This is a genomic window from Biformimicrobium ophioploci (assembly GCF_030270605.1).
Classification (GTDB): domain Bacteria; phylum Pseudomonadota; class Gammaproteobacteria; order Pseudomonadales; family Cellvibrionaceae; genus Biformimicrobium; species Biformimicrobium ophioploci.
Map to the genome: position 1 here is coordinate 218,494 of NZ_BSYJ01000001.1, position 15,200 is coordinate 233,693.

At 63.0% G+C, this 15,200-nt stretch carries 14 protein-coding genes; all 14 read right to left on the bottom strand.

Going from position 1 to position 15,200, the window contains the following annotated elements; genetic code table 11:
- Positions 1-13: 13 nt before the first annotated feature.
- Entirely contained in the window at positions 14-655 is a 642-nt protein-coding gene (gene trhA / locus QSJ80_RS00970; RefSeq protein WP_285762397.1) for a PAQR family membrane homeostasis protein TrhA, read from the bottom strand.
- Positions 656-751: 96 nt separating this feature from the next.
- Positions 752-1,645, bottom strand: coding sequence for a dTDP-4-dehydrorhamnose reductase (gene rfbD / locus QSJ80_RS00975; protein ID WP_285762398.1), 894 nt, complete (start codon positions 1,643-1,645; stop codon positions 752-754).
- Between the two features lie 58 nt (positions 1,646-1,703).
- A complete protein-coding gene (rfbA, locus tag QSJ80_RS00980) occupies positions 1,704-2,621 on the bottom strand; it encodes a glucose-1-phosphate thymidylyltransferase RfbA (RefSeq protein ID WP_285762399.1) in 918 nt (305 codons plus the stop codon).
- Positions 2,618-3,715, bottom strand: coding sequence for a dTDP-glucose 4,6-dehydratase (gene rfbB, locus QSJ80_RS00985; RefSeq protein ID WP_285762400.1), 1,098 nt, complete (start codon positions 3,713-3,715; stop codon positions 2,618-2,620). The genes rfbA and rfbB overlap by 4 nt, the downstream gene beginning before the upstream one ends.
- Before the next feature lie 155 nt (positions 3,716-3,870).
- Positions 3,871-5,193 carry an adenylosuccinate synthase gene (locus tag QSJ80_RS00990; protein ID WP_285762401.1) on the bottom strand — a complete coding sequence of 441 codons (1,323 nt, stop codon included), beginning with the start codon at positions 5,191-5,193 and terminating at the stop codon, positions 3,871-3,873.
- A gap of 90 nt (positions 5,194-5,283) precedes the next feature.
- Complete coding sequence (locus QSJ80_RS00995; protein WP_285762402.1) at positions 5,284-6,459, bottom strand: ATP phosphoribosyltransferase regulatory subunit; 1,176 nt, start codon at positions 6,457-6,459, stop codon at positions 5,284-5,286.
- Between the two features lie 18 nt (positions 6,460-6,477).
- Positions 6,478-6,663 (bottom strand): DUF2065 domain-containing protein, encoded by a 186-nt coding sequence (locus QSJ80_RS01000; protein WP_285762403.1) that lies wholly within the window; start codon positions 6,661-6,663, stop codon positions 6,478-6,480.
- A 147-nt stretch (positions 6,664-6,810) separates the two neighbouring features.
- Positions 6,811-7,692 carry a protease modulator HflC gene (gene hflC, locus QSJ80_RS01005; RefSeq protein ID WP_285762404.1) on the bottom strand — a complete coding sequence of 294 codons (882 nt, stop codon included), beginning with the start codon at positions 7,690-7,692 and terminating at the stop codon, positions 6,811-6,813.
- Entirely contained in the window at positions 7,689-8,831 is a 1,143-nt protein-coding gene (hflK, locus tag QSJ80_RS01010) for an FtsH protease activity modulator HflK (RefSeq protein WP_285762405.1), read from the bottom strand. The genes hflC and hflK overlap by 4 nt, the downstream gene beginning before the upstream one ends.
- A 199-nt stretch (positions 8,832-9,030) precedes the next feature.
- Positions 9,031-10,332: a ribosome rescue GTPase HflX gene (gene hflX / locus QSJ80_RS01015; RefSeq protein ID WP_285762406.1), complete on the bottom strand. Its 1,302-nt coding sequence runs from the start codon at positions 10,330-10,332 to the stop codon at positions 9,031-9,033.
- Positions 10,333-10,466: 134 nt separating this feature from the next.
- Entirely contained in the window at positions 10,467-10,739 is a 273-nt protein-coding gene (gene hfq / locus QSJ80_RS01020) for an RNA chaperone Hfq (protein WP_285762880.1), read from the bottom strand.
- A 171-nt stretch (positions 10,740-10,910) separates the two neighbouring features.
- Complete coding sequence (gene miaA / locus QSJ80_RS01025) at positions 10,911-11,864, bottom strand: tRNA (adenosine(37)-N6)-dimethylallyltransferase MiaA (RefSeq protein WP_285762407.1); 954 nt, start codon at positions 11,862-11,864, stop codon at positions 10,911-10,913.
- Complete coding sequence (gene mutL, locus QSJ80_RS01030; protein WP_285762408.1) at positions 11,865-13,775, bottom strand: DNA mismatch repair endonuclease MutL; 1,911 nt, start codon at positions 13,773-13,775, stop codon at positions 11,865-11,867.
- 83 nt (positions 13,776-13,858) lie between these two features.
- A complete protein-coding gene (locus QSJ80_RS01035) occupies positions 13,859-15,184 on the bottom strand; it encodes an N-acetylmuramoyl-L-alanine amidase (protein WP_285762409.1) in 1,326 nt (441 codons plus the stop codon).
- Positions 15,185-15,200: the final 16 nt, after the last annotated feature.

Here is a 15,200-nt window from a genome sequence, read left to right on the forward strand (position 1 = left end):
CTGGCGGCGCCCGCTAGGGCACCACGTACAGCAGGATGGCGAAGAAATGGAGCACTGCGCCGGCCAGCACGAACAGGTGCCAGATGGCATGGTGGAAGCGCAGGCTGCGCCAGAGATAGAAACCAATACCGCCGGTGTAGCAGAGACCGCCCGCGGCAAGCAACAGCAGGCCACCCGGCGGGAAGCTGTCGATCAGAGGCCGCGCAGCCACCACTACAACCCACCCCATAACCACAGACAGGCCAATGGAAAGCGAGCGGAAACGCTTAAGGCTGGTGCACTGGATAATCACCCCGAATAGCGCCAGCGCCCAGACCACCCCGAAGATCGACCAGCCCCAGGGTCCGCGCAGCGTCACCAGCGTGATGGGCGTGTAGGTACCGGCGATAAGCAGGAAGATCGCAGCGTGGTCGAGGCTGCGCAGCACCTGTTTCACGCGTGGTTGACTGACCGCGTGATACAGGGTGGAGGACAGGAAACACAGGATCAGGGTAGCCGCGAAAATGGCGCAACCGGTGATATGCCACGCATCGCCGTTGGCCGCCGCAAAGCCACACAGCACCCCCAGCCCGGCAATGGCCAGCAGGGTGCCTATGCCATGGGTGAGGCTGTTGGCGATTTCCTCGGCGAAAGTATAACGGGCAGCAGTACTCATGTCGTGACCAATATGTTTTGGCTGGTCACACATCTTCGCAAGTGACCGCAGCCCCCGCAAGGGCGGAATGCGCCCACCCGGTCGTCCCGGGTGGTGTCAGTTTGCTGCGGTGGCTTCCTGCGCCAGTGTTTCGAGCACGCTGTCGAGCCCCTCGCGCCAGTCCGGCATGGGTCGCCCCAGGTAGGCCTCCAGGCGAGACAGGTCCAGCACCGAGTAGGCGGGGCGTTTTGCCGGGGTGGGGAAATCCGCGGTGGTGATCCGGTTAACCGCAGGTGCCGCCTCGAGCATGCCGCGAGCCTCGGCGCGCTGGAAAATTTCTTGCGCAAATTCGAACCAGCTGCAGGTGCCATTGCTGCTGCAGTGGTAGATACCCCAGGGCAGCTCGCCCCTGTCCGAATAGTCCTGCACCAGGTGTGCGATCACCCCCGCAATATCGCCCGCGAACGTCGGGTTGCCAAGCTGGTCGCCAACCACGCCCAGTTGGTCGCGCTCGCGACCGAGGCGCAACATGGTTTTGACGAAGTTATTACCGTGGGCGCTGAAGACCCAGCTGGTGCGCAGGATGACATGACGCGGATTGGCCGCCTGCAACTGCTGCTCGCCCTCGAGCTTGCTCCGCCCGTAGACACCCTGCGGGTCGGTGGGATCCGGTTCGCGGTATGGCTCGCTGCCGTCGCCGCGGAAAACGTAATCGGTGGAGACGTGGATACAGGGAATGTCGAGTTCGGCACACGCGCCTGCCATGGCGGCCACACTGTCGCGGTTGACGGCGAAGGCCAGCGCCTGCTCCGATTCCGCCCTGTCCACGGCGGTGTAGGCGCAGGCATTCACGACGATATCCGGGCGCTCACGCATCACCGCCTGCGCAACCTGCTCAGGCTGACTGAAGTCCGCTGCGGCACGATCAAGCGCCACAAGCTGGTGATTGCCAAGTGCTGCCAGGCAGGCGTTGCCCAACTGGCCGGTTTTTCCAAACAACAGGATTTTCACGGGGAGACTGCCCTTCAATTTTTTCGAGGGGCAATCTTGCCAGATTCCGGGGCGGCCGTCAGGCGGAGGGCTCGCCACTGAGCTGTTCCAGACCGCGGCGATAGCCCTGCGCGTCCTCGAGGATCTCCAGCAGGTATTCGCCATACCCACTCTTGCGCAAAGGGTCCGCGAGGTAGCGGAGCTGGTCGGCACAGATCCAGCCAGCACGCCATGCGACTTCCTCCGGGCAGGCGATCTTCAGGCTCTGGCGCCGCTCCACGGTCTGCACAAACTGGCCCGCATCGATCAGGGCATCGTGGGTGCCGGTATCCAGCCAGGCCGCGCCGCGACTCATCATCTCGACGTTGAGTTCACCGGCGTCGAGATAGATGCGATTGAGATCGGTGATCTCCAGCTCGCCGCGGTCGGAGGGCTTCACCGACCGGGCAAACTCCACCACCCGCTCATCGTAAAAATACAGGCCGGTCACCGCGTAGCGGGATTTCGGGTTGCGCGGTTTTTCCTCGATGTCGTATGCCTTGCCGGCATCGTCGAAGGCCACCACCCCGAAGCGCTCGGGGTCGCGCACCGGGTAGGCGAATACGGTCGCCCCACCCTGCAGCGCAGCCGCGCGGCGGAGGGCGCCGGTCATGCCCTGGCCGAAAAACAGGTTGTCACCGAGCACCAGTGCGCAGCGATCGCCATCGATAAACTCCTCCCCGATCAGGAACGCCTGCGCAAGCCCGTCCGGGCTTTCCTGCACCGCGTACTGGAGCGACAACCCCCACTGGCGCCCGTCGCCCAGCATGCGCGAAAAGCGCGGCGTATCTTCCGGTGTGGAAATCACCAGGATCTCGCGGATACCCGCCAGCATCAGCGTGGTCAGCGGGTAGTAGATCATCGGTTTGTCGTAGACCGGCAACAGCTGCTTGCACACGCCCAGTGTGATCGGGTGCAGTCGGGTGCCGGAACCACCGGCCAGTATGATGCCCTTCATTTCTCAACCTCGGCTTGCACGCTGTCACCACTGGCCTTGATGCGCAGCCCAAGGCGCTGGCCCCGATAGTGCCCCTGCTGGATGGGCCGCCACCAGTGTTCATTCTGCAGATACCAGGCCACGGTCTGGTGAATACCGCTGGCAAACGACTGCCGCGGTGCCCAGCCCAGCTCTTCCAGGATCTTGCTCGTATCGATGGCGTAGCGGCGGTCGTGGCCGGGGCGATCGTCGACAAATCCGATAAGCTCCGCATAGTCAGAAACGCCGGGTGGCTTGTCCGGCACCAGCGACTCCAGCGCCGCGCAGATTTCCTGCACCACCTCGAGATTGGTGCGTTCACTCTCGCCGCCGATGGCATAGGTTTCGCCCACCATCCCCTGCGTGGCAGCGAGATACAGCGCCTGCACATGGTCTTCGACATACAGCCAGTCGCGCACCTGGCTACCGTCGCCGTACACGGGGATTTTCCTGCCGGCAATCGCATTCAGGATGGCCAGCGGAATCAGCTTTTCCGGGAACTGGAACGGGCCATAGTTGTTCGAGCAGTTACAGATGATCGCGGGCAGGCCGTAAGTTCGCTGCCAGGCGCGCACCAGGTGATCCGAGGAAGCTTTGCTGGCGGAATAGGGTGAGCTCGGCGCGTAAGGGGAGGTCTCCGAAAAGCGGCCCTCCGCACCCAGGTCACCGAATACCTCATCGGTGGAGACATGCAGGAACCGGAACGCGCTGCGTGTTGCCAGCGGCAGGTTGCGCCAGTATGCGCGGGTGGCCTCCAGCAAGTTGTAGGTGCCCACGATATTGGTCTGGATAAAATCCGCGGGGCCATCAATGGAGCGATCCACGTGGCTCTCCGCCGCCAGATGCATGATGACATCCGGCCGGAACGCCTGAATTTCACGCGACAGGTTAACGCTGTCACGGATATCGACCTGCGCAAAACTGTAGCGCGGGTTGTCCGCACAGGTAATGGAATCGGGGTTTCCAGCGTAGGTGAGCGCGTCAATGTTGAGCACCCGGTTGGGCGTCTCATTGACCAGGAAACGGACCAGCGCGCTGCCGATAAAACCGGCGCCGCCAGTGACAAGAATATTCACGCCTTTTCGCCTGTTGTTATGGTATCAGGAGTGAATCAGTTTAGTCGCTGGCAAGCATTACAGAGACGCGGCGGCGGGAATAGGCCCGGGTACTTTGGGAGTACTGCGAGGGTACTGAATAAGTACCCGGGCACTGCAGGAATCAGGTGGAAAAATCAGACCGTGGCGTTGTGGATACCCATCTCACACAGCGCGGATGACTCGCGCACGATGGTTTCGACACGGTCCGGGCCAGTGGAAATGATATCCACCGGACAGCCACACAGTTCCTCGATACGGCGGATATAGGCCAGCGCGTTTTCCGGCAGGTCGGCTTCGCGCTGCACGCCGAAAGTGGACTCGCTCCAGCCCGGCATGGTTTCGTAAACCGGATCCACTTCCTCCCAGCCCTGCGCGTCGAACGGCACGGAAATTTCCTCACCTTTCGCGTTGCAGTAACCGACGCAGATCTTGATCTCCTTCAGGCCATCGAGCACGTCGAGCTTGGTCAGGCAGATGCCGGACAGGCTGTTGATGCGGATGGCGTGGCGCACGGCAACCGCATCGAACCAGCCGGTGCGGCGCTTGCGCCCGGTGGTTGCGCCGAATTCGTTGCCCTTCACACCCAGGTGCTGGCCGATCTCGTCGTCCAGTTCGGTCGGGAAGGGACCGCTGCCAACACGGGTGGTGTAGGCCTTGGTAATGCCGAGCACGTAGTCGATGTACATCGGGCCCATGCCGGAACCGGTAGCGGTACCGCCAGCGGTGGTATTGGAGGAGGTCACGAACGGGTAGGTGCCGTGGTCGATATCCAACAGCGAGCCCTGGGCGCCCTCGAACAGGATGTGCTCGCCGGATTCACGCGCGCTGTGCAGGACGTCGGTGACATCGACGATCATCGGCAGCAGTTCCTCGCGCCATTTTTGCGCCGCGGCGATGGTTTCGTTTACGTCGACTGCATCCGTTTTGTAATAGTTGACCAGAGAGAAGTTGTGGAACTCGAGCAGTTTTTCCAGCTGCAGCTTGAAATTGTCCCAGTGCATCAGGTCACCGAGGCGCAGGCCGCGTCGCGCCACCTTATCCTCGTAAGCCGGACCGATACCGCGGCCGGTGGTGCCAATCGCGTCCTTGCCGCGGGCGCGCTCGCGCGCCTGGTCGAGCGCGATATGCACCGGCAGGATCAGCGGACAGGCCGGCGACAGGCGCAGGCGCTCGCGCACCGGCACGCCCTGCTCTTCGAGGCCGCCCATCTCGGTCAGGAGTGCTTCCGGTGACAACACCACACCATTGCCGATCAGGCAGGTCACGCCCTCGCGCAGGATACCGGATGGGATCAGGTGCAATACCGTCTTCTGGCCGTTGATCACCAGGGTGTGGCCAGCGTTGTGGCCGCCCTGGAAGCGTGCAACGTAGGACACCTGCTCTGTCAGCAGGTCGACGATCTTGCCCTTGCCCTCGTCACCCCATTGGGTGCCCAGCACTACTACGTTTTTGCCCATTGTCAGCAAAGTCTCTCAGTTCAGTCATTAATGTTAGGTGCCCAGCCGGACGGCTGCCCACCAGGTACTTCTTTAGTCGCCGGTTGCCACTTACAGGGGCACCAGCTGCCACTTTCCGTCTTCACGCACCAGCTGGCGGTCGCAGCGCTGGCGCAGCTCGGGATCGTCGCCGAGCTCACTAATAACGCGCTCGCCGGACTGGCGCAGCTCTGCCACCAGCGCCCAGAGGTCCGGGTCCGCTTCGACAGGCGCGAGGATAATGCCCGGCTCGGAGAATGCAACCGTACCGAGGCTGCCGAGCAGGCTTAAATCGGTACTGAAGCCGGTGGCCGGGCGGGCGCGGCCAAATACCGCGCCGATGCCGTCGTAGCGCCCTCCGTTGGCGACCGCATGTCCATGGCCCGGCGTGTAGGCGGCAAATACCAGCCCGCTCTCGTAGTCATAGCCGCGCAATTCACCCAGGTCGAAGAACAGGCGGGTCTGCGGGTAACGCTGTGCGATCACCTCGGCTACCCGGGTCAGCTCCTGCAACGCCTCGCTGACCTGTGACGGTGCACCGGCCAGGGCTGCGGCCGCATCGGCGAGCATCTCCCGGCCGCCGTGCAGGCCGGGCAGCGCCAGCAGCCAGGTGCGCAGGTCCGCATCGGCGACGTTCTGCTCCAGCCAGCTGCCCAGCTCGGTCTGCACCTTGTCCTGCACCAGGCGGAACAGCGCCGCTTCGCGCTCCTCGTCCAGCCCCGCGCGGGCAATGATGCTGCGGAAGATGGCGACGTGGCCGAGGTCCAGGTGCACCTCGTCGATGCCGGCCGCCGCCAGGGTTTCCAGCATCAGGGAGATGATCTCGATATCGGCGTCGAGGCTGCCGTTGCCGTACAGCTCCGCACCGGTCTGGATGGGTGCGCGGCTGCCGTGAGGCGTGCGCGGACGGGTGTGCAGCACATGGCCGGCATAGCAGAGGCGGTTGGCGCCACTGCGGGGGAAACTGTGTGCATCGATACGCGCGGTCTGCGGCGTGATATCGGCGCGGATTCCCATCATCCGCCCGGAGATCTGGTCGGTTACCCGAAACGTCGACAGCTCGATGTCGCGCCCGAGCCCGATCAGCAATGAATCCGCAAATTCCACCATCGGCGGGATAACCAGGTCGTAGCCCCAGCTGTGGTAGAGGTCCAGCAGGCGCCGGCGCAGGGTCTCGATGCGACTGGCGTCTGCAGGCAGTATTTCAGTGATGCCGTCTGGCAGCATCCAGCGTTCGGCCAGAGTCATGTCTAGCGAGCCTTCCTTCTAGTTCAACAAACCCAGCAGGACGACGCCCGCGATCATACAGGCAAGCCCTGCCATTCGCAGGGTACGTGCTTCCACACCCGCGAGCTGTATCACCAGCGCGCGCCAGCGCCCCGGGTACAGAAATGGCAAAAATCCCTCAATTACCAGCATCAGGGCAAATGCCCGGGCCAGTTCCTCCCACATGGCGCCCTCCCAGCGTCGTGCGGCCAACAATCCCTGTAAACAAAAAAACCGGGCGCAGAGGTTTCTGCGTCCGGTTTGCGTGATTCTACCACTATGTTTCTGGGCGTGGCGAATTTTTGTGCGACGGTTTCGTCTGAAACCAAATCGTTAGTCGGCCTTGCCCTCCGCGTCCTTCAGGTAGCGGAAGAACTGGCTTTCCGGGTCGATCAGCATCACATCACCCTTGTTGGAAAAGGTATTGCGATAGGCCGTGAGGCTGCGGGTAAAGCGGTAGAACTCGGCGTCCTTATTGTAGGCCTCGGCATAGATATTGGCCGCCTGGGCGTCACCCTGACCGCGCAGCTCTTCTGACTTACGATAGCCTTCGGACTCGATCACTACCTTCTGTCGGTCCGCCTCCGCACGGATGATGGTCGCGCGCTCGTTACCCTTCGCACGGTGGTCGCGTGCCTCGCGCTCACGCTCAGTGGTCATCCGCGCATACACCGATTCAGACACCTCTTCTGGCAGGTCGATACGCTTCACCCGCACATCGATTACCTCGATGCCCAGCTTCGGCTTCACCACCTTGTTCAGGGATTCGGTCAGCTCCACCATCAACTCGTCACGCTCGCCACTCACCACTTCATGCAGGGTGCGCCGGCCGAACTGGTTGCGCAGGCCCTCGTTCACTCGCTGCGCAAGCAGACGCTCCGCCACGGCAGGGTCACCACCGGTGGAGGTGTAATAGGTCGGCACATCCAGGATGCGCCACTTTGCGTAGGAGTCGACCATCATCGCTTTCTTCTCGATGGTCAGATAGCGCTGCGGACGCGAGTCCATGGTCAGGATACGCGCATCGAACTTGCGTATTTCGTGCATCAGCGGCACCTTGAAGTGCAGGCCCGGCTTGATGTCATCTTTCACCACGCGACCGAACTGCAGCATCACCGCGCGCTCTTTCTCGTCGACGATAAATGCACTGTTGCCAATCACCAGCAGCGCCAGCAGCACCACCAGCAACGGAATCATAAGCTTGTTACTGTTCATTGGCGTACCTCCCGGCGACGATTACTGGCGGCTTCCTGGCGCAGGCGATTGATCACTCGGTCGGTCACCTCCTGCACGACATCCTGCGATGCATCACTGCCCTGCGCGATTCGCTTGCCCTGCTGGTCCATGATCTTGTCCAGCGGCAGGTACATCATGTTGTTACCCCCCTCGACGTCCACCATCACCTTGGAGGTATTGCTCATGACTTCCTGCACCGTATCCAGGTAGAGGCGTTCGCGGGTTACTTCCGGCGCCTTCTGGTACTCGGACAGCAGGCTGGTGAAGCGGCTCGCATCACCCCTGGCCCGCGCCACCACTTCGGATTTGTATGCGGTGGCTTCCTCGATCAGCTTCTGCGCACGGCCGCGCGCTTCCGGAATCACCTGGTTGGCGTAGGCCTGGGCCTCGTTCTTGACCCGCTGCTCGTCCTCACGCGCCTTGATCACGTCATCGAATGCCGCCTGCACTTGCTGCGGCGCACGGGTGCGCTGGATGTTGACCTGCTGCACCGCGATACCGGTTTCGTACAGGTCGAGGTACTTCTGCAGGCGCTCCTTCACCTCGATGGAAACCTGCTCACGGCCCTCGGTGAGCACATCGTCCATGCTGCTCGAACCCACCACATGTCGCAGGGCCGAATCGGTCGCATGCTTGAGGCTGTCCTTGGGATTGCTGACCCGCAGGGTGTAGGCCACCAGGTCGGCGATGACATACTGTACCGCCAGGTCCACCTCAACGATGTTCTCGTCTTCGGTAAGCATCAGGCCAGAGGTCGGATGGGTGCGCAGGGCGGTGACATTCTCGATGTGCACCTGATCAATAAACTTCGGATTCCAGTGCAGGCCTGGCCCGACAGTTTCCTTGTACACGCCCAGGCGCAGAACCACACCGCGCTCCTGTTCATTGACCTGGTACACGCCCAGGAAGGCATAGATCAGCGCCGCCAGGAACAGGATCAGCATCCAGGGAATGCTTGCCCCACCCTCGCCGGACGAGCCGGAGCCGCCAAACAGCCCACCCAGCTTGTCCTGAAATTTGCGAATTACGTCATCAAGGTCCGGCGGACCATCGTTGTTGCGGTTGCCGCGGCCACCCCAGGGATCGTTGTTATTACCACCCGGCTCGTTCCAGGCCATCAGATACTCCATCAATTATCGTTGTGTGCACAAACGCAGTCAGGCAAAGCGTACCAGTTGCAAATGCGCGGATAGATTGCCGCAAGATTCTAGCACTGAACGCAACCCAGTTGCGTACCGACAAACGGCGTAAGGATATTTTGGTGCGATTTGCGGCCACAGAATGCCGTTCCCGGTTTCGGCTGCCGACAAATGACGCCTAACTCGCCGGCCGCCACAGCGGCGAATCCACCGCGCAGGCCGGATAGGGTGCCATCAGGCGCAGTAATTCCGTTTTCGGCATACAGATCTGCAGCTCGCATTCGCCATTTTCCAGGTAGCGTTCATCCTGCACAGCGTGACACTCAAACAGCTGCGCGCGAAGCTTCGAATGTTGCGGCTTCAGCGTGAGCAGGCCCTGCACCATCTGCTCCCCGAGTCGCTCCGCAATTGCCTCCAGCAACAGGTCCACGCCCTCACCGGTACGTGCACTCAACCAAACGGCAACCGGCTCACCGGCCTCGTTGCGATCGATATGGGGCGCCACATCCTGCAGCAGATCGATCTTGTTGTAGACCATCAGCTGCGGAATCTCGTGCGCATCGATCTCCTCGAGTACGGCGCGCACCTCATCGATGATGTGCAGGCGATCCTCTGCGGCACCATCAACCACATGCAGCAACAGCGTGGCATTGGCGGCCTCTTCCAGGGTCGCGCGGAATGCCTGCACCAGCCTGTGCGGCAGGTGCGAGATAAATCCCACGGTGTCAGCCAGCACCGCCGCACCCACATTGGGCAGGTCGATCCGACGCATGGTGGGGTCGAGCGTCGCAAACAGCTGGTCCTTGACGTAAACACCCGCCTTGGTGATGCGGTTGAACAGGGTCGATTTACCGGCGTTGGTGTATCCGACCAGGGAAAGGGTCGGCAGTTCCGCACGTTCACGCGAGCGGCGGCCCTGCTGGCGCTGGCCGCGCACCTTCTGCAGGCGCTTCTCGATATTGTCGATGCGCGCGCGCAGCAGGCGGCGGTCGGTTTCCAGCTGGGTCTCACCGGGACCGCGCAGGCCGATACCGCCCTTCTGCCGCTCCAGGTGGGTCCAGCCGCGCACCAGGCGGGTGGACATATGGCGCAACTGCGCCAGTTCCACCTGCAACTTGCCCTCGTGGGTACGCGCGCGCTGGGCAAAGATATCCAGGATCAGTCCGGTACGGTCCAGCACCCGGCACTTGAGCTCGTGCTCGAGGTTGCGCTCCTGGCTGGGCGACAGGGTGTGGTCGAAGATCACCAGCTCCGCTTCATGGCCCTTGACCATGGTGCGGATCTCCTCGAGCTTGCCCTTGCCAACAAAGGTTTTCGGGTCCGGGGTGGCGCGCCGGCCAAATACAAACGCGACGGGATCGGCGCCGGCAGAGATGGCCAGCTCCTCAAATTCACGCGGATCTTCCGGGCTGCTGATGCTGCTGAAATCCAGGTGGACCAGTACGGCGAGCTCGCCGGATTCGGGGCGATCAAAAAACAACGCTTGCGCTCATTGGTTGGACAGGGGTGGGGATGCGGGCGGGCAATATACACAGCAAAACCCCGGGAGACAATGCTACCGGGGCTTGCGTCAAGACCGGCCGCCGGCGGTTTCGCCGGCGGCAAAAAGATAAATCAGGCGGTCGGTTCTGCACCAGGCTCCTGTGCCCCACCCGGTCCGGTCGGGTTAATCATCGGGACGCGCACGGCGCGCGACGGCACCACTGTAGAGATGGCGTGCTTGTATACCATCTGGCTGACGGTGTTCTTTAGCAGCACCACGAACTGGTCGAAGGATTCAACCTGGCCCTGCAGCTTGATGCCGTTGACGAGATAGATGGATACGGGAATACGCTCTTTGCGCAGAACGTTGAGGTAAGGGTCTTGTAAGCTATGCCCTTTTGACATTTTTTTCTCCTTGTCAAAATCCGTGTCCAGCAAGGCATCGCGTTCGCGAACCCCGCAAACAACTACGACAGCCTTTGATGAACACAAGCGTGTAAACCGGAGGACCCAACTCGGGCTCCGAAAACTGACTGATACGGGCGCATTTGTGTGCCCTGTCCACGTTATGGCTGCTCAGGCGATAAATTGCAAGGCTTGGCGCAACATTTCACCTGTTTTGCGAGGCGCGCCTGATTTTTCCTGGGAGTCAATCCAGTGCAGTTCCGGCCAGCCGCGCAGCCAGGTCAGCTGCCGCTTGGCGAGCTGGCGGGTGGCTGCCTCCGCCCGTGGCACCAGCTCCTGCAGCGGGAACTCCCCTTGCAGGTATTGCCATGCCTGGCGGTATCCAACAGAGCGAATTGCCGGGAGGTCGCCGTGCAGGTCGCCGCGCGCCATCAGGCCGCGCACCTCGTCGAGAAATCCCGCCGCGATCATTTTTTCGAAGCGCAACGCGATACGCTGGTGCAGCAACGCGCGATCGTGCGGCGCCATGGCAATCTGCACCAGCTGGTAGTCGTCGCCGATACCAGCGGAAGCCTGCTCGGCGCGCCACTCGGTCATGGGCTTGCCACTGATCAGGTAAACCTCCAGCGCGCGCTCAATGCGGGCAGAGTGATTGGGATGCAGGCGCGCGGCAGACTCCGGGTCGACCTTCGCCAGTTCCGCATGCAGTGCCGGCCAGCCCTCCCGTTCCGCACGGGCCTCGAGTTCCGCGCGGATCGCGGGGTCGCCCTGCGGCAGCTCTGTCATCCCCTCGAGCAGCGCGCGGAAGTACAGCATGGTGCCGCCCACCAGCAGCGGTATCCTGCCCGCCCCGGTAATCTCGTGCATGGCGGCAATGGCGTCGCGCCGGAACTGGCCGGCGGAATAACTTTCGGAAGGGTCACAGATATCGATGAGGCGATGCGGGTAACGCGCCAGCTCCCCCGCGGTGGGTTTGGCGGAGCCGATATCGAGGCCGCGATACACCAGCGCCGAGTCCACACTGATCAGCTCCACCGGCAGCGCATCGTACAGCGCCATGGCAAGATCAGTCTTGCCCGACGCGGTCGGCCCCATCAGGAAGATTGCTTTAGGTTTCGGGGCCATTTACTGTCCGCGTAAAAACCATTTGTCCATATCGGCCAGTTTAACCTGCGTCCAGGTAGGGCGCCCGTGATTGCACTGGCCGCTGCGCTCGGTGTGCTCCATATCGCGCAGCAGCGCATTCATTTCCGGGATGCTCAGACGGCGGTTGGCGCGCACGGAACCGTGGCAGGCCATGGTGCCAAGAATGGTGTTGATATGCTCGCGAATACGGTTGCTGCTGCCCTGCGCAATCAGGTCGGCCAGCACATCGCGCACCAGCTGTTCCACCGGGCCCCGCGCCAGCAGTGAGGGCGCCTGGCGCACCAGCAGGGACTCCGGCCCGGCACGCTGCAGCTCAAAACCCAACTGCCCGAACACTTCGGCCTGCTCCTCCGCCACATTCGCCTCTTTCTGGCTGACTGCAATGCTGAGCGGCACCAGCAGTGGCTGCGCCTGCAGCCCACCCTCATCAAGCGCCGCCTTCATCTGCTCGTACACGATGCGCTCATGTGCCGCGTGCATGTCCACCACCACCATGCCATCGGCGTTTTCCGCAAGGATATAGATGCCGTGCAGTTGCGCGATGGCGAAGCCCAGCGGCGGGACTTCCTGCTCCGCGCCGTCCGCCGGTGGCTGGGCCACGGCGTAGGGATTGTGCGAGATTTCCCGTGCAGCGGTTTCCGCCGCGCCCTGGTGCAGCGCGCCGAGGCCTGCGATGGCCGCCGGGGAGGGCACGGACGCACCCTGCTGCCAGGCCGGCTGGCCACCGCCGTAGCCGGCGCCTGTGCCAGTCCCACTGCTCGCTAAACTGTTTGCCGGCATGGCAGGCGCCAGTGGCATGCTGCCCTGGCCGGCAAATTCGCCCGCCTGCAGGCCGCTGACCGGCGCCTGGTTCACCTGGGCCGGGCTGTCGCTGCCGTCACCCGGGCGTACATCGGCCAGCGCGCGGTGCAGCGCACTGTAGAGAAAGTCGTGCACCAGGCGCCCGTCGCGGAAGCGCACCTCGTGCTTGGTCGGGTGCACATTGACGTCGACCGAGGCCGGATCCAGCTCCAGGTACAGGACAAACGCCGGATGGCGCCCGTGGTACAGCACATCGGCAAAGGCCTGGCGCACCGCATGGGTCACCACCCTGTCGCGGATCGCACGGCCATTGACGTAGAAAAACTGCAGGTCGGCCTGGGAGCGGGAAAACGCCGGCTGCGCCACCCAGCCCCACAGGCGCAGGCCGCTGCGCTCCATATCGATATGCAGTGCATTCTCCATAAATGCGGGCCCGCACACCTGGGCCACGCGGCGCTCCTTCTCCACCCGGGCTTCACCGGCGCGCAGGTTGTGCACACCCTTGCCGTTGTGACGCAGGTGGATGGCCACGTCAAAGCGCGACAGGGCCAGGCGCTTGACGGTCTCGTCGATGCGCCCGAATTCGGTTTTCTCGGTGCGCAGGAACTTGCGTCGTGCCGGCGTATTGAAGAACAGATCGCGCACTTCCACCGAGGTACCGCGCGGGTGTGCCGCCGGCTGCAGCTGCGCTTCCATATCGCGGCCCTCGGCAGTCACCTGCCAACCCTTGCCCGAGTCATCGCGACTGGAGGTCAGCTCCAGGCGCGCCACAGAACTGATGGAGGCCAGCGCCTCACCGCGGAAGCCCAGGGTGCCGACCGCCTCCAGGTCATCGAGCTCATAGATCTTGGAGGTGGCGTGACGCGCCAGCGCCAGTGGCAGGTCTTCGCGGTAGATGCCTTTGCCGTTGTCGCGCACCTTGATGCGCTTGATACCACCCTTCTCAACATCGATATCGAGGCGCGTAGCACCGGCGTCGAGGCTGTTTTCCAGCAGTTCCTTGATTACTGAGGCGGGACGCTCCACCACCTCGCCGGCGGCGATCTGGTTGGCGAGGCGCGGCGACAGCGACTTGATGTGTTGGTTCATGGGCGCACAAATCTTCGGGAAAGCGCCAGTTTACCGCTGACCGGCGATTCGGCGAAATGGGCGCGGCGCCCGAATTGCGCCGCTCAGGGAATCCGCAGCTTCTGGCCCACCCGCAGCGCCGAGCTGCGCAGGCGGTTGGCACTCTTCAGCGCGGCCACCGAGACGTTGTAGCGCGCCGCGATACCGGACAGGGTATCGCCGCGGGCGATGATGACCTGGTCCGGCTTCTGCGGGCCGGCTTTGGCCAACAGGCTGTCTTCCGGCGGCTTGCGCTCGAAATAGGAGGCCACGCCCCGCGCCACCTGCCGCGCCAGCTTGCGCTGGTAGGCCGGGGTTGAGAGCGCCCTGGCTTCGGCGGGGTTGGTGATAAAGCCGGTTTCCACCAGGATGGAAGGCACATCCGGGGAACGCAGCACGGCGAAGTTGGCCTGTTCCACCCTGGGCTTGTGCAGGCGGGTCACCTGGCCCATCTGCTCCAGCACCGAGGCACCCGCCTCCAGGCTGTCATTCATGGTGGCGGTCATGGACAGGTCGAGCAGCACCCCGGCCAGCATTTCATCCGCATCGCTCAGGTCGAGCGTGCCGCCGACACCACCGATCAGGTCGGACTCATTCTCGCGCTGCGCGAGGAAGCGCGCCGTCTCCGATGAAGCACCGCGCTGCGAAAGCGCGAATACCGATGCGCCATTGGCACCCTTGCGGGTGAACGCATCCGCGTGGATCGATACAAACAGGTCGGCCCCGAAGCGCTTGCCCTTCTTCACCCGGTCACGCAGCGGGATGTAGTAGTCCCCGTCGCGCACCAGCTTCGCCTTGAAGCCGCGCATGGCATTGATTTCCTTGTGCATCGCCCGCGCGATGGCGAGCACCACATCCTTCTCGCGCACCCGGCCGGGACCCAGGGCACCCGGATCCTCACCACCGTGGCCGGCATCGATCGCAATGATGATATCGCGGTCACCACCACTCGATTTCACGTCTGCGATGGTCTTCTCAACCGGCGCCACGGTGTCGTGCAGGTCGATCACCAGCCTGTCCGGCATCTGCTGCAATGGTTTCAGGGGAAAACTGCGCGGCTTCACCGCCCGGCTGAGATCCAGCACCACACGCAGGTTGGCCCCGTCGTGCACCGCATGGCGCACCCGTGAGATCGGGGTTTTGTCCAGTTCCAGCGCATCGAAGTCCGCGGCGTTACTCGCCCCCTTCATATCGATCACGATACGATCCGGGCCGCGCAGGGTCATGAGGTTGTGCTCGACCGGACCACTCAGGTCCAGCACCAGGCGGGTGTGATCCGGGGCGCGCCACAGGCGCACGCCTTCCACGCTGACCGTCTGTGCCAGCGAGATCGCCGGGAGCAGCAGCATTGCCGCCAGCGCTGATAAGGTGCGGGTAAAGCCTGCACGCATAGATCGGACCCGTATT